The sequence below is a fragment of the Actinokineospora sp. NPDC004072 genome (genome assembly GCF_053604195.1).
Map to the genome: position 1 here is coordinate 272,871 of NZ_JBSGHB010000003.1, position 23,151 is coordinate 296,021.

20 protein-coding genes and 2 tRNA genes are annotated in these 23,151 nt (G+C 70.7%); 14 read left to right on the forward strand and 8 right to left on the reverse strand.

Going from position 1 to position 23,151, the window contains the following annotated elements; all coding sequences use genetic code 11:
- The first annotated feature begins 44 nt into the window (after nucleotides 1-44).
- The 5 genes from ACWEPX_RS06115 to ACWEPX_RS06135 all read left to right on the forward strand — a co-directional run bounded on the left by ACWEPX_RS06115 (nucleotide 45) and on the right by ACWEPX_RS06135 (nucleotide 4,664).
- On the forward strand, nucleotides 45-932 hold the full coding sequence (locus ACWEPX_RS06115) for an ABC transporter ATP-binding protein (protein ID WP_451895990.1): 888 nt from the start codon (nucleotides 45-47) through the stop codon (nucleotides 930-932).
- Nucleotides 929-2,506 (forward strand): ABC transporter permease, encoded by a 1,578-nt coding sequence (locus tag ACWEPX_RS06120; protein WP_451895991.1) that lies wholly within the window; start codon nucleotides 929-931, stop codon nucleotides 2,504-2,506. Before ACWEPX_RS06115 ends, ACWEPX_RS06120 begins: the two co-directional genes overlap by 4 nt.
- A 130-nt stretch (nucleotides 2,507-2,636) precedes the next feature.
- Entirely contained in the window at nucleotides 2,637-3,833 is a 1,197-nt protein-coding gene (locus tag ACWEPX_RS06125) for an MFS transporter (protein ID WP_451895992.1), read from the forward strand.
- Nucleotides 3,834-3,970: 137 nt separating this feature from the next.
- On the forward strand, nucleotides 3,971-4,138 hold the full coding sequence (locus ACWEPX_RS06130) for a hypothetical protein (protein WP_451895993.1): 168 nt from the start codon (nucleotides 3,971-3,973) through the stop codon (nucleotides 4,136-4,138).
- A gap of 52 nt (nucleotides 4,139-4,190) precedes the next feature.
- Nucleotides 4,191-4,664: a hypothetical protein gene (locus ACWEPX_RS06135; RefSeq protein ID WP_451895994.1), complete on the forward strand. Its 474-nt coding sequence runs from the start codon at nucleotides 4,191-4,193 to the stop codon at nucleotides 4,662-4,664.
- Nucleotides 4,665-4,921: 257 nt separating this feature from the next.
- Here the strand turns inward: ACWEPX_RS06135 and ACWEPX_RS06140 are convergent, their stop codons facing one another.
- Nucleotides 4,922-6,085, reverse strand: coding sequence for an LLM class flavin-dependent oxidoreductase (locus ACWEPX_RS06140; RefSeq protein WP_451895995.1), 1,164 nt, complete (start codon nucleotides 6,083-6,085; stop codon nucleotides 4,922-4,924).
- A 121-nt stretch (nucleotides 6,086-6,206) separates the two neighbouring features.
- Nucleotides 6,207-7,181, reverse strand: coding sequence for an asparaginase (locus tag ACWEPX_RS06145; RefSeq protein WP_451895996.1), 975 nt, complete (start codon nucleotides 7,179-7,181; stop codon nucleotides 6,207-6,209).
- A 316-nt stretch (nucleotides 7,182-7,497) separates the two neighbouring features.
- Between ACWEPX_RS06145 and ACWEPX_RS06150 the strand changes: the two genes are divergently transcribed.
- Nucleotides 7,498-8,691, forward strand: a complete 1,194-nt coding sequence (locus ACWEPX_RS06150) for a helix-turn-helix domain-containing protein (RefSeq protein WP_451895997.1) — start codon at nucleotides 7,498-7,500, stop codon at nucleotides 8,689-8,691.
- 521 nt (nucleotides 8,692-9,212) lie between these two features.
- Here ACWEPX_RS06150 and ACWEPX_RS06155 read toward each other — a convergent pair.
- Nucleotides 9,213-9,896, reverse strand: coding sequence for a hypothetical protein (locus ACWEPX_RS06155; protein WP_451895998.1), 684 nt, complete (start codon nucleotides 9,894-9,896; stop codon nucleotides 9,213-9,215).
- A gap of 144 nt (nucleotides 9,897-10,040) precedes the next feature.
- Between ACWEPX_RS06155 and ACWEPX_RS06160 the strand changes: the two genes are divergently transcribed.
- From ACWEPX_RS06160 to ACWEPX_RS06180, 5 genes are all read left to right on the forward strand, one after another.
- Nucleotides 10,041-10,739, forward strand: a complete 699-nt coding sequence (locus tag ACWEPX_RS06160; RefSeq protein ID WP_451896175.1) for a Crp/Fnr family transcriptional regulator — start codon at nucleotides 10,041-10,043, stop codon at nucleotides 10,737-10,739.
- A gap of 83 nt (nucleotides 10,740-10,822) precedes the next feature.
- The gene (locus ACWEPX_RS06165; RefSeq protein WP_451895999.1) at nucleotides 10,823-11,554 is read left to right on the forward strand and encodes a hypothetical protein; all 732 of its coding nucleotides are present in this window, start codon (nucleotides 10,823-10,825) and stop codon (nucleotides 11,552-11,554) included.
- On the forward strand, nucleotides 11,547-13,715 hold the full coding sequence (locus ACWEPX_RS06170; RefSeq protein WP_451896000.1) for a hypothetical protein: 2,169 nt from the start codon (nucleotides 11,547-11,549) through the stop codon (nucleotides 13,713-13,715). Before ACWEPX_RS06165 ends, ACWEPX_RS06170 begins: the two co-directional genes overlap by 8 nt.
- 18 nt (nucleotides 13,716-13,733) lie before the next feature.
- Nucleotides 13,734-14,669: a hypothetical protein gene (locus ACWEPX_RS06175; protein WP_451896001.1), complete on the forward strand. Its 936-nt coding sequence runs from the start codon at nucleotides 13,734-13,736 to the stop codon at nucleotides 14,667-14,669.
- Entirely contained in the window at nucleotides 14,666-16,045 is a 1,380-nt protein-coding gene (locus tag ACWEPX_RS06180; protein WP_451896002.1) for a DUF4407 domain-containing protein, read from the forward strand. The genes ACWEPX_RS06175 and ACWEPX_RS06180 overlap by 4 nt, the downstream gene beginning before the upstream one ends.
- A gap of 241 nt (nucleotides 16,046-16,286) precedes the next feature.
- Here ACWEPX_RS06180 and ACWEPX_RS06185 read toward each other — a convergent pair.
- Nucleotides 16,287-16,362 (reverse strand) — tRNA-Arg (locus ACWEPX_RS06185).
- Between the two features lie 34 nt (nucleotides 16,363-16,396).
- Nucleotides 16,397-16,486: transfer RNA gene (locus ACWEPX_RS06190), tRNA-Ser, on the reverse strand.
- 206 nt (nucleotides 16,487-16,692) lie between these two features.
- Between ACWEPX_RS06190 and ACWEPX_RS06195 the strand changes: the two genes are divergently transcribed.
- Both ACWEPX_RS06195 and ACWEPX_RS06200 read left to right on the forward strand, forming a co-directional pair.
- Nucleotides 16,693-17,457, forward strand: a complete 765-nt coding sequence (locus tag ACWEPX_RS06195) for a CoA transferase subunit A (RefSeq protein WP_451896003.1) — start codon at nucleotides 16,693-16,695, stop codon at nucleotides 17,455-17,457.
- 1 nt (nucleotide 17,458) lies between these two features.
- Nucleotides 17,459-18,112 (forward strand): CoA transferase subunit B, encoded by a 654-nt coding sequence (locus tag ACWEPX_RS06200; RefSeq protein WP_451896004.1) that lies wholly within the window; start codon nucleotides 17,459-17,461, stop codon nucleotides 18,110-18,112.
- 36 nt (nucleotides 18,113-18,148) lie between these two features.
- On the opposite strand, the gene ACWEPX_RS06205 is transcribed toward ACWEPX_RS06200, so the two are convergent.
- Nucleotides 18,149-18,814, reverse strand: coding sequence for a dienelactone hydrolase family protein (locus ACWEPX_RS06205; protein ID WP_451896176.1), 666 nt, complete (start codon nucleotides 18,812-18,814; stop codon nucleotides 18,149-18,151).
- A gap of 112 nt (nucleotides 18,815-18,926) precedes the next feature.
- Here ACWEPX_RS06205 and hisC point away from each other — a divergent pair, with 112 nt between their 5' ends.
- Complete coding sequence (hisC, locus tag ACWEPX_RS06210) at nucleotides 18,927-19,991, forward strand: histidinol-phosphate transaminase (RefSeq protein WP_451896005.1); 1,065 nt, start codon at nucleotides 18,927-18,929, stop codon at nucleotides 19,989-19,991.
- Between the two features lie 40 nt (nucleotides 19,992-20,031).
- On the opposite strand, the gene ACWEPX_RS06215 is transcribed toward hisC, so the two are convergent.
- Complete coding sequence (locus tag ACWEPX_RS06215) at nucleotides 20,032-20,784, reverse strand: sulfite exporter TauE/SafE family protein (protein WP_451896006.1); 753 nt, start codon at nucleotides 20,782-20,784, stop codon at nucleotides 20,032-20,034.
- Between the two features lie 106 nt (nucleotides 20,785-20,890).
- Complete coding sequence (locus ACWEPX_RS06220; RefSeq protein ID WP_451896007.1) at nucleotides 20,891-22,921, reverse strand: ATP-binding protein; 2,031 nt, start codon at nucleotides 22,919-22,921, stop codon at nucleotides 20,891-20,893.
- Nucleotides 22,922-23,151: the final 230 nt, after the last annotated feature.

The following is a 23,151-nucleotide window of genomic DNA, read 5'->3' on the forward strand; positions in this document are numbered from 1 at the left end:
TCCTAACGTTCACAAGTTCGTGAACTGAGTGTATGTTCTGAAGCATGAGTACCGCAATCTCCGTGTCCGGGCTGGTCAAGACCTTCGGCCGGACCCGCGCGCTCGACGGCCTGGACCTGACGGTGCAGACCGGGGAGGTGCACGGCTTCCTCGGCCCGAACGGCTCCGGGAAGTCCACGACCATCCGCGTCCTGCTGGGCCTGCTGCGCGCCGACTCCGGGCGGGCCAGCCTGCTCGGCGGCGACCCGTGGCGGGACGCGACCGCCCTGCACCGCAGGCTCGCCTACGTGCCCGGCGACGTCTCGCTGTGGCCCAACCTCTCCGGCGGCGAGGTCATCGACCTGCTCGGCAGGCTGCGCGGCGGGCTCGACCGGCGCCGCCGCGACGAGCTGCTGGAGCGCTTCGACCTCGACCCGCGCAAGAAGGGCCGAACCTACTCCAAGGGCAACCGGCAGAAGGTCGCGCTGGTCGCCGCGCTGGCCTCCGACGTCGAGCTGCTGGTGCTCGACGAGCCGACCTCCGGGCTGGACCCGCTGATGGAGTCGGTCTTCCAGCAGGCCATCGGCGAGGAGCGCGACCGCGGCCGCACGGTCCTGCTGTCCAGCCACATCCTGGCCGAGGTCGAGACCCTGTGCGACCGGGTCAGCATCATCCGCCAGGGCCGCACGGTGGAGACCGGCACGCTGGCCGAGCTGCGCCACCTGACCCGCACCACGATCAGCGCCGAGCTGACCGGGCCGCCGAACGGGCTCGCGGGCCTGGCCGGGGTGCACGACCTGCAGGTGCGCGGCAACCACGTCTCCTTCGACGTCGACACCGCCGCGCTGGACGAGGCGCTGCGCGCGCTGACCCACACCGGGGTGCGCACGCTGACCAGCCAGCCGCCGACCCTGGAAGAGCTGTTCCTGCGCCACTACCAGGACGCGCGATGACCGGGACCTGGAACCTCATCCGGCTGGCGCTGCGCCGCGACCGCGTCATCCTGCCGATCTGGATCGTGCTGCTGGGGCTCATCCCGGTGTCCGGCATCACCGCCTACGAGCAGCTGTTCCCGGACGCGGCGTCGCGGGCGGCGCTGTCGGCGGGGGCGGGCAGCAACCCGTCCATCGCCGTCCTCTTCGGACCGGCCTACGACCTGACCACCGCGGGCGGCTTCACCGCGTGGCGCTTCGGGATGTTCACCGCCCTGTTCGCCGCGCTCATGGCGATCTTCACCGTCACCCGGCACACCCGCGCCGAGGAGGACAGCGGGCGACTGGAGCTGCTGGGCTCGGCCGTGGTCGGGCGCTACGCGGCGCTGACCGCCGCGCTGGCCGTCGCGGGCGGCGCGGCGCTGGTGATCGGCCTGCTGATCGGCGGCGGACTGGCCGGGGCCGGGGTGCCCGCCGCGCCGTCGCTGCTGTTCGGCCTGGGCATCGCGGGCACCGGGATCGCCTTCGCCGCGGTCGCCGCGGTCACCGCGCAGTTCACCGAGTACGCCCGCTCGGCCAACGGCCTGGCCACGGCGGTGCTCGGGGTGGCGTTCCTGCTGCGCGGCATCGGCGACTCCACGGTGTCGCTGACCTGGCTGTCCTGGCTCTCCCCGCTGGCGTGGCCGCAGCTGGCCAAGCCCTACGTCGACGACCGCTGGTGGGTGCTCGCGCTGCCGGTGGCCACCGCGCTGGTGCTCGGCGGGCTGGCCTACGCCCTCACCCCGCGCCGCGACCTGGGCGCAGGGCTGCTGCCGCAGCGGCTCGGCCCGGCGCACGCGCCCGCGTCGCTGGGCGGCCCCTTGGGCCTGGCCTGGCGGTTGCAGCGCGGCGGCCTGGTCGGCTGGGCGGTCGGGTTCGCCGCGACGAGCGCGATCTTCGGGTCGATCGCCAACGGCATCACCGACCTGTTCGGCTCCAGCGGCGAGATGACCGACATCCTGACCCGGATGGGCGGCGCGCAAGCGCTGGTGGACGCCTTCCTGGCGTCGATGGCGGGCATGTTCGGCATCCTCGCCGCCGTCTACGGCGTGCAGGCGGTGCTGCGCATGCGCGCCGAGGAGACCACGCAGCGCGCCGAGCCGGTGCTGGCCGCGGGCGCGAGCCGGTTCGGCTGGGCAGGCGCGCACCTGCTGTTCGCCCTGGTCGGGCCCGCGCTGCTGCTGGCGATCTCGGGGCTGGGCCTGGGCATCGGGCACGGCCTGCGCACCGGCGACCCCGGGGCGCAGCTGGGGCACGCGCTGGAGATCACCGTGGCCCAGCTGCCCGCGGTGTGGATCGTCGCGGGGGCGGCGGCGCTGCTGTTCGGCGTGCTGCCGTCGGTGTCGGTGCCGAGCGCGTGGGCGGTGCTGGCGGTCGTGGTGCTGGTGACGCTGTTCGGGCCGGTGCTGCAGGTCGACCAGTGGGTGATGGACATCTCACCGTTCACCCACGTGCCCCGGACCTGGGAGTTCGGGCCGCTGCTCGCGCTGACCGCGGTGGCCGCCGCGCTGCTGGTCGCGGCGCTGTCCGGCGTCCGGCGGCGTGACATAGGCTGATCGGACGTTTCCGCGGGGCCAACCGGCCCCGCGGGAATGGCCACCCCGGGAGCGCGGTTGACCCGATCGGGTGCGCGCGGCTTATAGTTCGCGCAGCTAACAATCTCGTCTTCCCTGGGGGTTCCGCGGCGTGAGCGTGTCGACGTTGGCCAAACCGGCGACGCTGCCCCGCGAGGTGTGGGTGATCATCTCCGCGAACTTCGTGATCGCGGTCGGCTTCGGCCTGGTGGCCCCCGCCCTGCCCACCTTCGCCCGCGGCTTCGACGTCAGCGTCACCGCGGCGTCCATCATCATCAGCGCCTTCGCCGTGGCCCGACTGGTGTTCGCGCCCGTGGCGGGCAGGCTGGTCACCGTGCTCGGCGAGCGCTGGGTGTACCTGGTGGGGCTGCTGGTCGTCGCGGTGACGACCGGGGCGTGCGCGTTCGCCACCGAGTACTGGCACCTGCTGGCGCTGCGCTGCCTGGCGGGCACCGGCTCGACGATGTTCACCGTCTCCGGCGTCGCGCTGATGCTGCGCCTGACCCCGCCGCTGCTGCGCGGGCGGGCCTCCGGGCACTGGGGCACGAGCTTCCTGCTGGGCAACGTCGCAGGCCCCATCATGGGCGGCGGGCTGATCGCCATCTCGCTGCGCACGCCGTTCCTGGTCTACGCCGGGTCGCTGTTCCTCGCGGTGTTCATCGTCTGGTTCGCGCTGCGCAAGTCGACGCTGATGGCGCCCGTGGGCAACTCCGACGTGCCCACGATGTCGCTGCGGGCGGCCCTGCGCGACAGCGGCTACCGCGCGTCGCTGGGCTCCAGCTTCGCCAACGGCTGGGCGGTCTTCGGCGTGCGCACCGCGCTGATCCCGCTGTTCATCACCGAGGTCCTGCGCCGCGACGAGTCGTTCGCGGGCACGGCGCTGGCGCTGTTCGCCGCGGGCAACGTGGCGATGCTGCTGGTGTCCGGGCGGCTCTCGGACCGCATCGGGCGCAGGCCCATGCTGATCACCGGCCTGCTGATCGCGGGCGCGTCGACGGTGTGGGTGGGCTTCACCGACTCGGTGTTCGAGTTCATAGTGGCGACCATCGTGGCCGGTCTGGGGACGGGCGTGTACGCGCCGTCGCAGCAGGCGGCGGTGGGCGACGTCCTGGGCAAGTCCCGGGGCGGGCAGGTGCTCGCGGTGTTCCAGATGAGCGCGGACGTCGGCGCGATCCTGGGCCCGATCGTCGCGGGCGTGCTGGCCGACAAGCTGTCCTACGTCGCCGCCTTCGGCGTCACCGGCGCGCTGCTGCTGGCTGCGGCGCTGGCGTGGCTGCCCGCCCGGGAGACCCTGCCCCGGTCCGAATGATCTACACGCTCCGTGCGCACCGCTACTCCGTTGGAGCGCATTGCGCGGCAAATTCGGGTCCGTACGGCCGATTCTGCTGCGGGGTGGTGATTCAGGTGGGAGCCTTCTGGGTACCTGTCTGAGTGGAGGCGGGTGTGATGACGACTCTGTGGATCGTTGCCGCCGCGCTGGTGGTGCTGCTGGTCGCCTGGCGGCTGCGGCGGGCCAACCACACGCTGGAGACCATCCTGCGCGAGGAACGCGAGCGCGCCGATCCGGAGCCCGCCCCGGCCGACGAGCCGATCCCCCAGCGCGAGCGCCCGTGAGGGCTGTGGACAACTTCCGCGGCGGGTGCGCCGGTCGGCCTAGCTTGGGGGCATGGCATTCACCCTTGAGCACACAGCGACCCATCGGAACACGACCTACCGGCTGAGCGTCACCTCGGAGGAGGGCTCGCTCACCCTCGACCTGCACGGCGCCTCCCCCGACGGCGACGTCGCCAGCGGCACGATCCGCCTGCCGGTCACCGGTTCAGCCGAGGCGGCCCGCCTCATCACCCGCGCGCTGACCGCCGCCAGCGCCTTCGACGGCACCCGAAAACGCGGCACCGCCCCGAATTCCCACGCCCCGTGGACGCTCGACCAGGACACCGCCCTGCGCGCGGACTGGGAGGCATACCCGGAGTCGACCAAGGCCGCCACCGCGATCCGCGAACTGGCTGCCGCCCGCCAACGCTCCTCCGCGTCCATCCGAGCCCGCCTCTCCCGTATCGGCTGCGACCCCGACGTCCCCGGCCGCCTCCTCACCCCGGAAACCGCAACCCTCATCGGCCGACCCCCGCCCACCAAGTAATCCATCCCCAGGCGATCCACACCTCCCTGTGGATCGCCTGGGGGTCCACCCCTTTCCCGCTGCCGGACCGACAGGAGCCTCCACACGACCAATAAACCCAAGAGCAGCCGCGTCTTCACGGACCCTCGTTCCGCGCAAGCGATTCGCCCTAGGCACACCCCCATTGCGCCTGAGCGAACCGCTCTACCTCGCCCGCACAGCGAACCCCTTGTCCGGCGCTGCTCTCCTGCACCGACGCCGCCCAGGCCGGTCCTGCTCTAGGGGGCGAACTCCGGGATGAGTTCGCCGGTGAGGCGGATGCTGGTCATCACCTGCTCGTGCGTCAGGCCGCCGATCTGGTGCAGGCACATGAGCCGGTCGATGCCGAGGTCGGCGTAGGCGCGCAGCTTGCGTCGGCACGTCTCCGGCGAGCCGACGATCAGGGACTGCTGGGCGCTGAGGACGTCGAAGATCTCCTCGTCGGGGATCTGCTCGCCCTGGATGATGCGGCCGATCAGCAGCTGGCCGGGGGTCGGGGCGGCGGCGGCCTCGGCGCGCAGGAAGTCGCCGGTCAGGCCGCCGCCAGCCGGGTCGGCCATGAGCTTCTGCTGGTCGGCGATGCGCTGGACGAAGTCCTTGCTCGCCTCGAAGAAGTTGAGGGCGGTGACCGTGTACCAGGCGGCGGCCGCGGCGGCGCCGTTGCGCATGGCCTGCTCGTCGGTCTCGGCGCAGTGGACGAAGGTGAAGAAGCCGATCTGGTTGTTCACGAACGCCCCCACCGGTTCCGTGCACGCCGCAGCGGCCTCGCGGTAGAGGCGGACCATGCGCTCGATGCGCTCCAGCGACTCCCAGAACGTCGTCCCGAGCACGCCCACGCCCCGCAGGCCGGCCTCCTCGAACGACGCCGGGCTCGCCGCCGCCTGCCACAGCGGCGGGTGCGGGCGCTGCACCGGCTTCGGCACGACCGACACCCCGTCGAGCCGGTAGGTGTCGCTGTCGTGGCTGACCGCGTCCTCGGTCCACAGCCGCGGCACCAGCTCGAACGCCTCCCGCGTCTGGCCGCGCACGTCGTCGGGGTCGATGTTGAACAGCCGCCACTCCGGGATCGTCGAGCGGGTCATGCCCAGCTCCACCCGCCCGCCGCTGAGGTGGTCCAGCGTCGCCGCCCGCTCGGCCACCCGCACCACGTGGTTGAACCGCGACGGCGCCAGCACCGCCGCGTGCCCCAACCGGATGCGCGAGGTCACCTGCGACAGCGCGGCCAGGAACACCTCCGGAGCCGACGAGAGGCTGAACTCCCCCGCGCCGTGGTGCTCCACCTGCCACCAGCACCCGTACCCCAGCTCGTCGGCCAGCCGGGCCTGCTCGATCGCCTGCCGGAACCGCTCCCCCTCCGACCCCCGCCCGCGGTTCTGGATCTCGTTGAACACGTCGATCTGCACCTGCCACCCCTTTCGGTCCGAATCCACCGACAGGGTCAGCGCATCGGGCAGAGGTGTTACCGGCTCATCTCCCAGCGCGGTGGAAGTCCTCCGACCGGGCCAACGCCCTGCCCCGACGCGCTCAGGCGCAGCGCCCGAACACCGCACGCACGCCTGCGGCGTCGACGCCGCAGGAGAGCAGGTGCAGCAACAGCACCCGTGCCTTGTAGGCGTCGAGGAACCCGGCCGAGATCAGCCCGCGGCCTAGCAGGTCCGACTCCGACCCCGCGAACCCGTACGTCGACGCCAGCACCGCCCCGCCGCCGGTCCGCGACGCCAGCACCACCGGCATCCGCCCCGCCAGCTCCCCCAGCGGCCCGGCCAGCTCCGCGGGCACGTGCCCCGCCCCGAACCCGGCCACCACCACGCCGTCGACCCGATCCGCGACCGCCTCCAAGACGATCCCGGTGTCGCCCAGCACCATCGGCACCACCGCCACCCGCACCTGCGGCCGCTGGACCTCGCGCGGCACCCCCGCCAGCCGGACCGGCCGGTTGATCAGCCGGACCTCCCCTTCCACGACGTACCCGAGCGGCCCGCCCGCACCGGACCGGAACGCCCCCACGCTGAACGAGTGCGCCTTCTGGACCCGTTGCGCCGCATGGATCTCATCGGCGAACACCACCACGACCCCGAGGCCCCGGGCCAGCGGGCTCGCCGCGGTCCGCACCGCGGCCAGCAGGTTCGCGGGCCCATCCGCCCCGGCCAGCGTCGGATTGCGCATCGCGCCCGTCACCACGACCGGCTCATCGCGGTGGTGCAGCAGATCGAGCAGGAACGCCGTCTCCTCGATCGTGTCCGTCCCCTGCGTCACCACCACCCCGTCGGCGCCTGCGGCCAGCACCGCCTCGACCTCGGCCGCCAGCGCGCGCACATCCCCGACCGCCACCGACGCCCCCGGCACCCGCCGGAAGTCCACGACCTCCAGGTCGACCCCCACCAAGCCGGGCACCGCCGCCACCAGGTCCGCCGCGGACAGCGCGGGCACCACCCCCTGCCCGCCACCCGGCCCCATCGCGATGGTCCCGCCGAGGCTGAAGACGACAACCCTGGCCACAGAACGCCTCCTCATCCAGTTGCCCCGGGCATGGGCAATTCGACACCCGGCGACCACATCCCACCGCGCGGAAACCACGGCGGTCCACCCTTTCGACCGTTTAGCAGAGCGCAACTGCGCTGGTCAGCGGCATAGCTGAGGGCTTGTACCACCAATTGGGCGGCCTCGCCAATGGCTGACGCTCTGCATCACATGATCGGCAAAGACATTCACGCCGTGGATACCGGGAGGTAGCCTGATCGGGTACCTCTGGCGCGGTGCGGGTCGGCGGGAACGGCAGCGCGGCAGGGCACCTCCGCGAGGGATTGGACCGCGCATGGACACCGACGACGCGAATATCGGCAGGCGCGTGCGCGAGATCCGGTCCTGGCGGCAGATGGACCAGAAGGCCTTGGCGGGGCTGGCGGGCATCTCCCCCGGCTACCTCAGCCTCATCGAGCGCGGCGAGCGGCCGGTCACCAAGCGGAAGCTGCTGGAGAACCTCGCGCGGGCGCTGAAGGTCTCGCCGAGCGAGCTGACCGGGCGCCCCTTCGACCCGACCGACGCGAAGTCCGCCGAGACCCACGCGCAGATCCACGCCATCGAGGACGCGCTCACCGGCTGGTGGCTCGGCGAGGTCCCGGACTCCCCGCCGCGCCCCTGGCCCGCCATCCAGGCCGACCTCGACGAGCTGAACCTGCGCCTGCGCCCCAACGCCGACTACGCCGCGCAGGCCGCGCTGCTCCCGTCGCTGATCCGGGACCTGCTCGCCGCGGTGGCCGAGCCGCCCAACCGCGCCGCCGCGCTCGTCGGCCTGCTCGCCGCCTACAAGGCGATCGCCTACCTGACCCACGACCTCGGCCTGCCCGGCCTGCCGATGCTCGCCGTGGAGCGGATGCAGCGGGTGGCCGAGGAGCTGGGCGACCCGGTGTGGCTGTCCTATGCCGCCTACCAGCGCTGCCAGCTGCTCGGCGGCACCAACCGCATGCGGCAGTACGAGCTGGCCGTCGCCGTCGCCGACCTGCCCAGCTCCCGGGTCGAGGTCCGCGGCCTGGCCCACCTGGCCGCCGCCCTGTCCTCGGCCGCCCAGGGCAGCGGCGACCTCGCGCTCACCCACCTGGACGAGGCCGCCACCCTGGCCGAGCAGATCGAGCCCGACGTGAGCCCGTGGATGCAGACCAACTTCGGCCGCACCAACGTCGGCATCTGGCGGGTGTCGATCGGCCTGGAGATGGGCGTCGGCGGGAAGGTCGTCGAGCTCGCCGCGGGGATGAACCCGGTGGGCGTCTCGCGCTCGCGGCAGGCGGCGTTCTGGATCGACTACGGCCGCGGCCTGATGTCCGACCGCAAGTCCCGCGAACAGGGCCTCTCGGCCTTGCTGCGCGCGGAATCCCTGGCCCCGCAGAAGGTCCGCACCAACGTCTTCGCCCGCGAGGCCGTCGCCGACATGCTCCGCCAGTCCCGCCGCGAAGCAGGCGGCCGCGACCTGCGCGGCCTGGCCTGGCGCATGGGCGTGGCCCCAACCGGGTGATCTCCGGCGCCGGTTTACGTCTAGTAAATCGCCTGCGCCGCACCCCACTTAGCGTCATTCCACGAGCACGGGAAGTGCCCGAGGGAGATCTCCCGCGCACCCGCCTCCGCACTCCCCCCAACCGCACGCGGCGGCCCGGCCCTGCCCCGACTCGGCCGGGTCGCCGCAACCAGGGAGACCACATGCGGCCCACCCCCACCCACAGGTGAACCGGACGGCCCCCATGCCCACCCCACCCGACCCGGACCCCCCGGACCCCGACTCCCCCGGCTACGGCGTCTTCCGCCCCTTGGTCCACCGATTCCCCGCCTGGCCCCCAGCAGTCGTGGCCTCCGTAACCGTCCGCGGCCTCACATTCTGGTTCGCCGCCTGCCACTCCCCCTGCCTGATCTCCGACCGCCACTCCCCCACCCGAACCCGCCACCTCTGCCCCACCTGCTGGCCGGACAACGAGAACAGGACCCACTCCGGGGGTAGGGCCTAGGTCTCGCGCTTTCCGGTGGTGATGCGGATTTCCAGTGCTAGTTCGGTACAGGCTCCCCAAGGCCCGCAGGCGCGGCGAGATAAGCTACCCCGAGCGTCAGCGTGGCGAAGACAAACAGCCGCAAGCCTCGCGTGAAGTAGGCGAACTTCGCCTTGGCGATCAGCGCCAACGCCCGAGCCTGGAACCAGGACTCTTCGCGCTGCTTTTCCATGTCGAGCTCGGGAACAAAACCATCACCTGCGCCCACCAGCGACGGAAACGCATAGCGCGAGAACCGCACGGGCAGCTCCAACTTGGGCGTGAGAGCCAGGACCAGATAGGTCGCCGCACCTAGGAGGAGGAGGGTGGAAACCGCGATCGAAGAGAAACTGAGCCAGTGGAACAAGTCTCGCGGGGGAAGCTCTCTGAAGTGCGTCCTCAACTGGACGAAGTCTGCGGCGCCAACAGCTATGACGCCGGTAGCAAGAAACCCGCTCTTCGTGTCCGCGTTGACGATCCAGCCAGCTATCTGGGTAACTACCAAAGTTCCGTCGTTCCGGTCCGGCTCGGTTGGTTCAGCACTCTGCGCGGCCATCGCATCCGCCATGGGCAAGCCCTCTCGTGAATTCGCCGGATTTGTCCGACATCGAGCGGAGCGCGCATGCTTGTACACGTTCTCGTCCGCGATCCCGTTCGATGCGCCAGCGTGCAATGCACTCACGATATCAACCGGGTCGCTCATGCAGTTACCCAGCGTCCTAGTTCCCACCCCCCGATGGGCTGAACCGGCGTATGCCAGCAGGCAACAGGGTGATCGCACGCGCAGCAGGTGGACCACTCCCGATATTGCGGCAGGCTAGGTCGCCTGATCTGCACACAGGAGATGATGTTGACCAGACCAGTTCCCCGGTGGTCGCCATCGACGCTTCTCGGAAGACTTGACGAGCAGACCCGGACAGCCTTGCTAGCCGGAAGGCCACGCCTGAAGTTCGAGGAACGCAGTTGCCTCCTGCGCCAAGACGACCCGGGGGATTCGGCCTTGGTGCTCCTGAGCGGCGCCGTGAAGGTCTACGTGGACAGCGCAGAGGGGCACCGCAGCCTGTTGGGCGTTCGGCTCGCTGGCGACATGGTCGGTGAGATGGCGGTGATCGAGGGGACCGGCAGGCGGTCGGCCACGGTGCAAGCGGCCCTGCCCGTGCAAGCGGTGCAACTGCACAAGGCCGAGCTGCTGGAACTGATGGCCGACCACAACGGGTTCGCGCTCGCTGTCAGCAAGATGATCGCCAGCAGGCTGCGTTGGGCCAACCGCCGCAGGTTGGACGCCACGGCCGATCGGCCGTTCGTCCGGCTGAGCCGAGTCCTCGTGGACCTGGTGGACCACATCGGCAAGGAGTCGGACGGCTACTGGGAGCTGGAACCCAAGCTGACCCAGCACGAGATCGGCTTCATGGCGATGCTCAAGCCGCGCACCGTGGAGAAGACCCTCGCCGAGATGGCGAAGCGTGGAGTAGTGTCCCTCGGTCGAAGGCCGATCAGGGTACATGATCGGGACCAGCTGGTGCTCTGGGCTAACGGTGCCATCTGATCCGTCTGGGTGCGTAACAGACTCCTCCTCCCATGCCTCACCGTAGTGGCCATTATCTGTGGCTACACGAAAGGCGCAACTCCATGCCCCCGAATGGAGCTCAGCGGCGACTGTGCGTCGCCGTCGACGCTCGCCGCTATAGCCAGGGAGACGACCACTGGCACCTCGAAGTGCATCACGGTCTCCTCGGCGTTCTCGACAATGCCACCGCCGCTAGCGGCCTGAACCGGGCCGACTGGGACCGGCAACAAGCGGGTGACTCCGAACTGGCTGTCCTCCCCGCAGACACCGACGAGGTCACGGTGGTGGATCGCTTCATTCGCGAGATGGACGCGGCCCTTGCCCGGCACAACGCCCGACGCATTCCCGACGGGAGGCTGCGGCTGCGGCTGGCCATCCACTTCGGCCGGGTAGTTCCGGGACCGAACGGATACGCGGGGCCGGCTCCCATCGAGGTCAGCAGGCTGTTGGATTCGGCTGACCTGCGCTCGGTCCTGGAGGACCACCCGGCTGCGAACCTCGCTGTGGCGCTATCCGACGAGGTGTACGGCAACATCATCGCCTCCAACCACACAACTTGGCGCCCGGAGGAGTTCGTCAGCACCCGAGTCTCGGTCAAGGAGTTCACAGCCACGGCTTGGTTGTTGCTCCCAGGTCACCCCCTCCGCATGGCGTCCGCCACCTCCCGCACCGCTCCCGCACCTCCACCTGAGCCAGAACCCGGGCCCGCCGCCGAGGACGTGCCCCCAGTTTTGCGGACCACTGTCGGAACGGTCAACGCCACCGATGTCGTCTTCGGTATCCGCAATGGGTGAAGGCGTCGCGCCCGAAGGCGATCCGGCAGCACCTCCCGATTCGGAACAACTGCTGGACACTGGTGGGGCCGACGGTGACAAGCCCCTGCCTGGGAGGGATGAGCCCGCGCGCGGCATCGATGAGAACGAAGGCGCAGCAGAGTTCCGGAGCCACCAGATCGTGTTCAACACGATCCACCACATGCAAGCTGACAGCGCGACCTTCGGCGTGGAGGGCAGCCGGGCGCGGGTGGGGCGTGCGACGGGCCCGATACGCCCGCAGGACGTGACCGCGGCGCTCACCCACCACCTGGTGGCGGCGAACCGGGACAAGACGGACGCCGTCCTCCGCGAGCGAAAGGTGTTGCTGCTCGTCGGACCGGCAGGGACGGGCAAGCATTCCGAAGCGTTGGCCCTGCTGATGGCCGTGTGCGGAAACGACAAGATCATCGGCGTCTCCCCGGCGCTCTCGCTGTCCGATCTCGCTTCCAGCGTCAACTACCAGCGCGGGCACGGCTACCTAGTGGTGGATCACGTGTCCGAACCAGCAGAGTTCGTCACCGCGGCGCACGACTTGGTGGTGCTGGAGAACAAGCTCGCGACGGCAGGCGCATTCCTGGTTCTCACCACCCGCTCGCTCGGCCTGGACGAGGGCAGGCTTGCGACCAACGCCGTCCGGCACCAGCCGCCCGACGCGGTCGAACTGCTGACGCACTGCTTGGGGGGCGTCGTCCTCGACGCCGAGACCCTCGAACGCGCCCAGGAGGCTGCGCGCAGGTCGTGCACGCCGGGGGAAATCGTCTCCCTTGCCGCCAGATTGCGGATCAACCCCGATTCGGCGTTTGACGACCTGATGGACGAGGCGAAGGCGCGGGTATCCGGATGGATCGACACGGACCCCAACCTGTTCGACCTATTGGGGGTCACCACTCTCGCCCTTGTGGGACCACAGGAGGAACCCAAGTACGAGCTGATGCACGCGATGCTGGTCGAGCACGCAAGACCAGCGCCTGAAAACCGTGCTCCGGTAGTACACGACGTGATGCGCCAAAGCATCCCCCGGCGCAACCGGCAGCATCCGTTGGTCATGGTCGAATCGGCGCCGCACTCAACCGGTCGATGGGTGCGCTTCCGCTCTGATGAACTGCGCGTAGCAACCCTGGAAGAATTGCACGAACAATACGGTTACCAGGTGTGGGAGCCGGTCCGTTCCTGGCTGGCCGACCTGTCCGCGCGGAAACTCCGCCCCGAGATCGAGGTTGGACTCGCCCAGGGTCTGGCCTGGTTGGGTCGCAGCGACTTCAACGATGTCCTGCACTCCTTCCTCCAACGGTGGTCGGGGGGCACCGCGTCCGAGCGGTCGACCGCGGCGATGGTCCTCTGGTTCATGGGCAAGGACGACAAGCTCGCCCCGCTCGCCTTGCACACCGCCATGGGGTGGGGTGACGGGTGCGGACTGCAAAGGGCGGTCACCGCGGCAATGGCGCTCGGGGGTCCGCTCGGACTCCGGTACCCGGACGAAGCGGTGCGGAGGTTGTGCTTCCTGGCGTTCCGCGCCAAGCGGATCGCCGCCGTCGCCCGGCTCTCCTTGGCGGTTCTGTGGGCCAACGCGGTCGTCGAGAGCGCGGAAAGCTGCACCCACATGTTGACGATCATCAGCGAGCAGCACAGCAGGGCCATGGGGACCGGCGCCAAGGACGCCTACGACATCACGTCCTCCGACCCGCTCGTCCGATCCCTCAAGGACAAGAAAGAGGAATACGAGCAGGGTTGGAACGCGCGGGTTGTTCGGGCGGCACGGCAGATGGTGGTTTCCATATTGGCCGCCAACGACCTCGACGGAAACCCGGTTTCGGCATTGGTTCTGCGAACTCGACCGGAAAGCGTGCCGATTCTCGGCCGGTTGTGGGCTGACGTGCTCTGCAGCGCGCCGCACCGAGCGACGGCGATGGACGCGCTTTACCGAACCCTGCGACTGCTTGAGCACGATAGGCCAGCGGACAGCGCACTGGTCGAACTCGGCACCGCGATCCACCATGGCATGCCCGCTGAACACCGCAAGCTCCGGATTCCGGAATTGCTGCGCGTGCTTGAGCGCAGGAAGCCCGACCAGGCAGTCCCCAAGATCTTCATTTCGACCCTGCTTGCGGCCATCAGCGGCACGACAGCACAGATTCGCTGAGCAATCTCAGGAGTAAGTATGCAGAATCGCTATCCGGTGGTGTCCGAGGTGGCGCTGGACAGGGCACCCCGCAAGGTGCTCGGTCGCAGTCGTAGTCTCTCCGACCTCCCGAAGGCCGCGCCGGGCACCGAGCTGGTCTTCGAGACCAGTTCCGGCCACATCGCCTTCACCGACCGCATCCACCTCTCCGGCCGGGAGGACCTGGTCGTCAACGCGGTCTCCGTGGCCGTCGTCGACATCCGTCCCCGCCTCGTGCCCGTCTTCCTCCGCATCCCGTCCGCGAGCCCGGCGGACGACTTCACTGTCCAGGTCGACTTCGCCTGCCAGGTGCTCAGTTCCGAGCGCGTCGCGAAGGTGGGCCTCGTCGACGTGGCCACCCCGCTTGCGGTGCACTTGGGACAGGACACGCCCCTCACCCAGATCGCGGCCACCCGCTCCGTCGAGGAGATCGCGGCCGTTCGGTCGGCGGTCTCAGCGCGGGTCCACGCTTACTGCAAGCTGAGGCCGCCCAGCGTTGACGGCATGGAGATCCGGCTGACGAGCGTCCACGTCCTGACCCCGTCCGACCTGGCTGCGCATGCCAAGCAGATGCGCGATCTGGGGTGGTCCCAGTCCGTCAAGGACCGCGAGGTCGCCGCCGAAGACAGGGAGATCGACCGCCTGGCGCGCGTTTACCAGAGCGGGCCCGAGTATGTCGCGAGCCTGGCGACGGCCCGGGGACAGGCCAACCTCGCCGAAGCCGCGGAGCGCGAGTACGCGCGCGCCGACCGAAGGCGCGAGGAACTCCTGCGGCTGCTGGAGAAGCTCCCGGAAGGCGCACTCGACACGGTCGCCATCGACGTCGAGCGCGTCGTGGCGGCCGCGGTGTCGGGGATCGTCGGCCCTGACCGGCGGGGGCCAGCGCACGGTCGCGACGACGAGAAGCCCGAGCGTCTCCTGGGTGGGGGGCAGTGACCGCCGCGTCCAGCTCCCGACGGGACGGCCCGCCCGATCTCGCATCCAATGACGGCCACGTCGTTCGCAGGGGCACCCGGGTGGGGCGCGGGCTCCGGATGCTCACCGGGGTGGACGAGAAGCTGCTGGCCAAAGCTCCCTCCGAGTACGCCAGGTACACCGCCCTCGGCGGTGTGGTGTTGGGAACCGCCACCATCGCCGCGATTTCGATGGCCCTCGCCCTAGGCGCGGTGTCCGGCGGCTTCACCCTCGCCGCGCTGCTCGCGGCCCTGGTGTGGGGTGTGTTCATCTTGAACTTGGACCGGTGGCTGGTGTCGACCTCGGCTGGGACCGCGTGGCGCATCCGAGCCGCCGTGCTGATCCCCAGGCTGGTGCTGGCCTTCATGTTCGGCGTGGTCATCGCCGAACCCCTCGTCCTGCGGATCTTCGAGACCGCCATCGAGGAGCACATCCGAGGTGAGCGGGAGGAGGAGGTCCGCGTGCTGACTGGTGCCCTCGTCACCTGCAACCCCGAGGTCAACGCCGACGCCGATGCTCGTGCGGTCAGTCCTGAGTGCGAGCCGCACCGGCTCAATGTCGCGGCGGTCCACACCGCGCTCGGCGACGAGCTGGTCGGCCTCAACCAGCAGGCGGACTCCCTGCGAACGAGCATCCGCGCCGACACGGACGAGCAGGCCAGGAGGGACATGCTCGCCAGCAACGAGTGCAACGGCACCCCCGCCCCGGGAACGAGCGGCAGGCCCGGTCGCGGACCGGAGTGCCTGGCCCGTGAGCGGGAAGCCGCCGAGTTCCGCGTCACGCACGACCCCAGGACACGGGCCGCTCAGCTTGCCGCGATCGAGACCCGGATCACGGCGCTCCAGGGCGAGCTGAGCAGGTCCGAGGCGCGCTACGAGCAGGAACGGTCCGCGGCCATCCAGCGAGAAATCGACGACCTGAAGGAGAACCAGCGGGCGATGGGCCTGCTGGAGCGGTTCAGCGCTCTGAACGAGCTAACCTCCTCCAATGCCGTCTTGGCTTCGGCGACGTGGTTCATCCGGTTGTTCTTCATCCTGATCGACTGCCTGCCGGTGCTCGTGAAGTTCTTCAGCGGCACCAGTCGCTACGAACAACTGGTCGATCTCCGCGCCAACAGCGCCAAGCGGGTGTTCACCGAGGAGGTGCACACCGACGAGTTGGCCGCCATGGCCGAGCTGCGCACGAGGCAGCGGCACCTGGAGACAGCGACCGCCAAGGAGAAGGCCAGTTTCGAGGCCGACCTTCGATGGCACGAGGCCTCCGCAGAAATCGAGCTCAACCGTCAGGTCAGCGCCTTGGCCTCCCACATGAGCCAATCCGCCGGGTGTGCCGAGGACCGGTCGACCGGCACGTCGTAGCCGACCGAGGGGCCAGCCGCCACAGCCGAGGTGCCAGACGAACTCGCCTGGCACCTCGGCCAGCTGATGACGTCTCGTACGCCGCCAAGATCGGATCAGGCGTGCTGCCATGGCCGTGGCCGTCAAGCGCGGCCTCGCCAGCGTTGAGCCAGCGGTCCTGGCGTGGTCCGAAGCTTGCGCCGAGCCGCGCTGCTCAGACATAGACGAACCGCAGCCAGGTCAAGCCTGGCTGCGGTTCGTGTGGCGCGCCCGAAGGGATTCGAACCCCTAACCTTCTGATCCGTAGTCAGATGCTCTATCCGTTGAGCTACGGGCGCTTGTTCAGTTGTCACCCGGCGGGCCGGGTGTCAGCGGAGGCTCCGGGATTTGAACCCGGGAGGGGCGATGAACCCCAACCGCATTAGCAGTGCGGCGCCATAGACCAGACTAGGCGAAGCCTCCCGGGGCCCCAGGCCGCTGGCGGTAAGACTACACAGGGGGTGTCCGCCGGAGCAAAACGCCCCCCTGCATGCGCCGACTGCGCAGGTCAGGGGCGTGGTGCGGGGGGACATGGGCCAGGCGGGCGATATGGCGGTCGCGGACGTGCCGGGGACGGGGGGTGCGGCACTAGAGTCGCGTCTGCCACACCCAGAAGGAGGGGCAACGAGATGGACAAAGTCGTCCGCAGCGCTGCTGATGCGGTCGCCGACATCGCGGACAACGCGAGCCTGGCGGTGGGCGGGTTCGGGTTGTGCGGGATACCCAGTGAGCTGATCAAGGCCCTGCTGGAGCGGGGCGTCACCGGGTTGGATGTGACGTCCAACAACTGCGGCGTCGACGAGTGGGGGCTGGGGCTGCTGCTGCGCGAGCGGCGGATCGCGCGGATGACCAGTTCCTACGTCGGGGAGAACAAGGAGTTCGCCCGGCAGTACCTCTCCGGGGAGCTGGAGGTGGAGCTGACGCCACAGGGCACGCTGGCCGAGCGGCTGCGGGCCGGGGGCACCGGGATCCCCGCCTTCTTCACCCGCACCGGCGTCGGCACCCAGGTGGCCGAGGGCGGGGTGCCGTGGAAGTACGACGCCGACGGCGGGGTCGCCGTGGCGTCACCGCCCAAGGAGGTGCGGGAGTTCGACGGCCTGGAGTACGTCATGGAGCGGGCGATCGTCACCGACTTCGCCCTGGTGCGGGCCTGGAAGGGCGACCGGCACGGCAACCTGGTCTTCCACGCTTCGGCGCGCAACTTCAACCCGCTGTGCGCGATGGCCGGGCGGATCAGCATCGCCGAGGTCGAGCACCTGGTCGAGCCCGGGGAGATCGGGCCGGACGAGGTGCACCTGCCCGGCATCTTCGTGCAGCGGGTCGTGCCGCTGACGCCCGAGCAGGCCGCAGACAAGCGCATCGAGCGCCGGACCGTCCGCCAGAAGGAGGCCTGAGGTGCCGCTGACCCGCGAGCAGATGGCGGCCCGCGCCGCCGCGGAGCTGACCGACGGCTCCTACGTCAACCTGGGCATCGGCCTGCCGACCCTGGTCCCCAACTACGTGCCCGACGACGTCGAGATCGTCCTGCAGTCGGAGAACGGCATCCTCGGCGTCGGCGCCTACCCGTACGACGGCGAGGAGGACCCCGACGTCATCAACGCGGGCAAGGAGACGGTGACCCTGCGCAAGGGCGCCTCCTACTTCGACTCCGCCCTGTCCTTCGCGATGATCCGCGGCGGCAAGGTGGACGCGGCGATCCTGGGCTCGATGCAGGTGTCCAAGGACGGCGACATGGCCAACTGGATGATCCCGGGCAAGATGATCAAGGGCATGGGCGGCGCGATGGACCTGGTCCACGGCGCGAAGAAGCTCATCGTGCTGATGGAGCACGTCGCCAAGGACGGCTCCTACAAGATCGTCAACGAGTGCTCGCTGCCCTACACCGGCAAGCGGGTGGCCCACCGGATCATCACCGACCTGGCGGTCATCGACATCACCGAGCGCGGCCTGGTGCTGCGCGAGCTGGCGCCGGGCGTCACCGAGGAGGAGGTGCGGGCCAAGACCGAGCCCGAGCTGCTCGTCGAGGGCCCCATCGGCTCGATGGTGTGAGCGCGCGGTGGGGCGGGCCCGCTGCCCGCCCCACCCTCAGCGCAGGTGCGCGTCGAACCAGTTCAGCGCCCGCTGCCACGCCTCGGCCGCGCCCGTCTGGAACGGGAAGCGGACCACGTCGGTGGCCACCTGGGCGGTGTCGGCGGCGTCGCGCAGCTTGGCCACCTCCTCGGCGCTGGGGCTGTCGACGTCGGCGCGGTAGAGCCCCAGCCACGGCACGCGCAGCTCGCCCGCGACCTCGACCAGGGCGGGCAGGCCCTCGGCCAGGGGCTCCAGGATGCCGTCGCCTGCGACCGTGACGGCCGCGCCGATGTCCCGCCGGGCGGCCACCACCAGGGCGACCGCGCCGCCGAGCTCGAAGCCGATGACGCCGATGCGGTCGGCGGCGACCCCGCGCCCGGCCAGCCAGGCGAACCCGATGTCGGTCGCGGCCAGCACCGAGTCCCCGGACAGCTCGCTGACCTTGTCTGCCGCCTCGGCAGCGGCGACCTCGGCCGAGCCCGACGGGTACAGGTGCGGCACCACGACCAGCCACCCCTCCGCCGCCAGGCCCGCCACCATCGTGGTGACGGTGTCGGTGATGCCGCGGGACTCGTGCAGCACCACCAGACCGCCGCGCACCACCCCGTCCGGTTCGGCGTACGTCAACCGCAGCGCGCGGCCGTCGTCGAGCCGGTGATCCGTCGTGTGGGTCTGGGCCATGCCCCAGCCAACCATGCCGAGGTGAACTCCAGTCAACGTGATCACCCGCTCACCTGATGTGGCGTATTAGGTTGCGGGTAGCGTCACCCACGCGACGGACGAGGAGCTGTGAATGAGCGTGCGAACCCGCGCCGACCTGGCCGCCCTGCCCGGCTACGTGCCCGGCCGCAGCATCCCCGGGGCGGTGAAGCTGGCCAGCAACGAGGTCTCCCTCGGGCCGCTGCCCAGCGTGGTCGCCGCCGTGGCCGAGGCCGCGGGCCGGATCAACCGCTACCCCGACAGCGGGGCGGGCGAGCTGGTGGCGCGGCTGGCGGCGAAGCTGGGCGTCACCGAGGGCCAGGTGTCGGTGGGCTGCGGCTCGGTGACCCTGTGCCAGCAGCTGGTCCAGGCGACCTGCACCGCCGATGACGACGTGCTGTTCGGCTGGCGCTCGTTCGAGGCGTACCCGATCATCACCCAGGTCGTCGGGGCCGGTCAGACCCGGGTCCCGCTGACCGCCGACCACGCGCTGGACCTCGACGCGATGGCGGCGGCGGTCACCGGCAAGACCCGGCTGGCCTTCGTCTGCACCCCGAACAACCCGACCGGCACCGCCCTGACCCGCCCGCAGCTGCAGCGGTTCTTCGACGCCGTGCCCGACGACGTGCTCGTGGTCATCGACGAGGCGTACCGGGAGTTCGTGGACGACCCGTCCGTGCCCGACGGGGTCGACGTGGCCAAGGAGCAGTGGGCGCGCGGTCGGGACAACGTGGCCGTGCTGCGGACCTTCTCCAAGGCCTACGGCCTGGCGGGGCTGCGGGTGGGCTACCTGGTGGCGCCGGAGGCGGTGACCGAGGCGGTCCGCAAGGTCTTCGTGCCGTTCGGGGTGAACGCGCTGGCCCAGGTGGCCGCGCTGGCGTCGCTGGACGCCGAGGACGAGCTGCTGGCCCGCTGCCGCGACATCGTGGCCGAGCGCGGCCGGGTCCGCGCCGCGCTGCTGGAGATGGGCTACACCGTGCCGGAGTCGCACGCCAACTTCGTGTGGCTGCCGCTGGGCGAGCGGACCGCGGCGTTCAACGAGCACTGCCTGGAGCACAAGGTCGTCGTGCGCGCGTTCGCCGGGGACGGCGCGCGCGTCACCATCGGCACGCCCGAGGAGAACGACCTGTTCCTCTCTGCGGCCAAGTCCTTCGCCTGACGCCGGGTGGGGCGTGCGTCCACCCCGGACGCACGCCCGCTCAGCTGACCAGTTGGACGATCGCGGCGATGCCGACCACGACGATGACGCCGCGCAGCACGGTCGGGGAGAGCTTGCGGCCGACCTTGGCCCCGATGAGCCCGCCCATGATCGCGCCGACCGCCACCAGCCCGACCGCCTCCCACGCGACCTCGGCGACGAAGACGAACACCAGGCCCGAGGCCAGGTTGACCACCGCGGCGAGCACGTTCTTGATGCCGTTGATCCGCTGCAGGCTCTCGTCCATCAGGATGCCCATGATGGCCAGCAGCAGGACGCCCTGCGCGGCGCCGAAGTAGCCGCCGTAGATGCCGGTGGCGAACACGGCGAACAGCAGGCCGATCCCGCCGTGGACGTGCACTTCGGACTTGCGCTCGCCGAGCCTGCGCGCCAACCACGGCTGCGCGACGACGAGCACCAGCGCCAGCACGATCAGCACCGGCACGATCGCCTCGAACGCCTCCGGCGGCAGCACCAGCAGCGACACGGCCCCGACGAGGCCGCCGACCAGCGACGCCGTCCCCAGCCGCAGCAGCCGCGCCCGCTGCCCGGCCAGCTCGTGGCGGTACCCGATCGCCCCGGTCAGCGACCCGGGCACCAGCCCGAGCGAATTCGACACGTTGGCGACCACCGGCGGGTAGCCCACGGCCAGCAGCACGGGGAAGGTCACCAGGGTCCCCGATCCGACGACGGTGTTGATCCCGCCCGCGAACACCCCCGCCACGATGACGCCGAGCGCTTCCCAGACCGTCATGGGTTTCGTCCCATCATCGGCCAGATGCTAGTCCCGGCCCCCGCGGCGGCACCCGAAACGCGACGAGTGTCTCTTTCCGCCGCGGAACTCCCACCGAATCGGCTGGTCAGCTGGCCAATCGGCCACGCATCTCATCCGCGCGGGGATCGCCGAGCAGGCTGTAGAGCTCCAGCGCGGCGCGCCACTGCTCGGCCGCCTCGTCGGCGCGGCCCGCGCCGTCCAGGGCGTCGCCGAGCAGCTCGCAGGAGCGGGCCCGGCCGTTCCAGTAGTCGACGGCGGTCAGGATCTCCAGCGCCGACTTCGCCAGCTCCTCGGCGCCCGCGAAGTCGCCCCTGACGAGGTGGACGTGGCTGACGTCGTTGAGGGCGTTGCCGATGTTGCGCTGGTCCTGGTGCTCGCGGCGGATCTGCAGCGCCCGCTGCGACTCGGCCAGCGCCAAGTCCAGCTCGCCGGTCTGCACGTGCGCCTTCGCCAGCCCGGCCAGCGCGGTCGCCTCGCCCCAGGTGTCCCCGTCGGCCAGGTGCATCTCCAACGCCTGCTCGAGCATGGCGATCGCCTCGGTGTGCCGCCCCAGCTGGCGGTAGGTCGCGCCGGTGTCGCGCAGCGCCCAGGCGATGCCCCACCGGGTGCCGTCCTCGCGCCAGCGGGCCAGCGCCTGCGTCAGCTGGTCGAGCGCCCGCTCGGGGTCGCGCGACTCCCGCTCGGCGATGGCCGCGCTGGTGAGCAGCCACGCCTCGGCCGCCCGCTCGCCGCAGGCCCGCGCCGCGGCGACCCCGATCTCGTGGGTCGCCAGCCAGTCCGCGTGCGGCCTGCGGACGAGCATCAGCCCGAACATCAGCACCGGCAGCCGCCAGGCCAGGTCGTCCATGCCCGTCGCCGCGGCCTGCCGGACGGCGGCCACCAGGTTCGCCCGCTCGGCGTCACCCCACGCCAGGGCGGCCGCGCGGTCGGCGAACTCGGGGGTCGGCGCCGGGGCCTCGGGGAGGTCGACCGGGATCTGGGTGAAGAAGGGGATGATCACGGCCACCGCGTCCCGGGTGGCGTGGGCGTACCAGACCAGGAGGCGGCGGACCGCGGCGCGCCGCTCCGCTTCGGGCTCGTCGGCCTCCGCGCACTCCGCCGCGTGCAGCCGGAGCAGGTCGTGCAGCTGGTAGCGCCGGTCGTCCCGCTCGGTGAGCAGGTGCACCGAGGTCAGCTCCGACAGCACCCGGCGGGTCCGGCCCGGGGACATGCCCAGCAGGGCCGCGGCGGCGGGCAGGCCGATGTCCTGGCCGGTGGGCAGGCCGAGCAGCCGGTACGCGCGCGCCTGGTCGGGGGTCAACGCGCGGTAGGACAGGGAGAACACCGCCCGCACGGCGGCCGCCTCGTCCCCCGGCGCGGCCAGCACGTCGAGCCGCTCCCGCTCGACGGCCAGCTCCTCGACCAGCTCGGCGATGGGCGCGTGCGACCGCTCGGCGAGCCGCTCCGCGGCGATGCGCAGCGCCAGCGGCAGGTAGCCGCAGTAGGCGATCAGCCGGTCGACGGCCGCCGGCTCGGCGAGCACCCGCTCGGCCCCCGTGATCTGGCCCAGCAGTTCCTTGGCCCGCTCCGGCGGCAGCACGTCCAACGGCATCCGCTGCGCTCCGTTCGTCACGACGAGCCCGCTCATGTGGCTGCGGCTGGTGATCAAGACCTTACAGGTGGGAGTGCCGGGCAGCAGCGGTCTGACCTGCTCGGGGGTGGCGGCGTCGTCCAGCAGCACCAGCATCCGCCGCCGGTGCAGCAGCGAGCGGTACAACGCCGCCCGCGCATCCACCCCGCTCGGTATCCGCTCAGCCGGGATGTCCAACGCCCGCAGCACCGCCGCCAACGCCTCCCCCGGCTCCACCGACCGCTCCGGGTGGTACCCGTGCATGTCCACGAACAGATCCCCGTCGGGAAACCGATCCCGCACCCGGTGCGCCCAGTGGGTGGCCAACGTCGTCTTCCCGACACCCCCGACCCCCGCGATCACCTCAACCGGGTGCGCCTGCCCCTCCGGCTCATCCAGCCACTCGTGCAACCGGGCGAGGTGGTTGACCCGGTTGACGAAGTCGGGGACGTCGGGGGGTAGCTGCCGGGGGGCGGGCAGGGCTTGGACGGGGTAGTGGAAATGCACATCCCCATGCACATCCCGCGCCTGCACCACAGCCGCAGCCTGCCCAGAGAACTCATTCCGCGCCCCCGCCGCGTCCACCGCCACCTCCGCGGATATGCCTTTGCCTGCAACGAAAGTAGCGGATGCGGGGGCGAGGCGGATATCCTATTAAGGTTCGACCGAATGGTTCGCAACCATTCGGCGCAACCATTCTCGAAATGAGCCGAACTCATTCCCGTGGTGGTGACTCG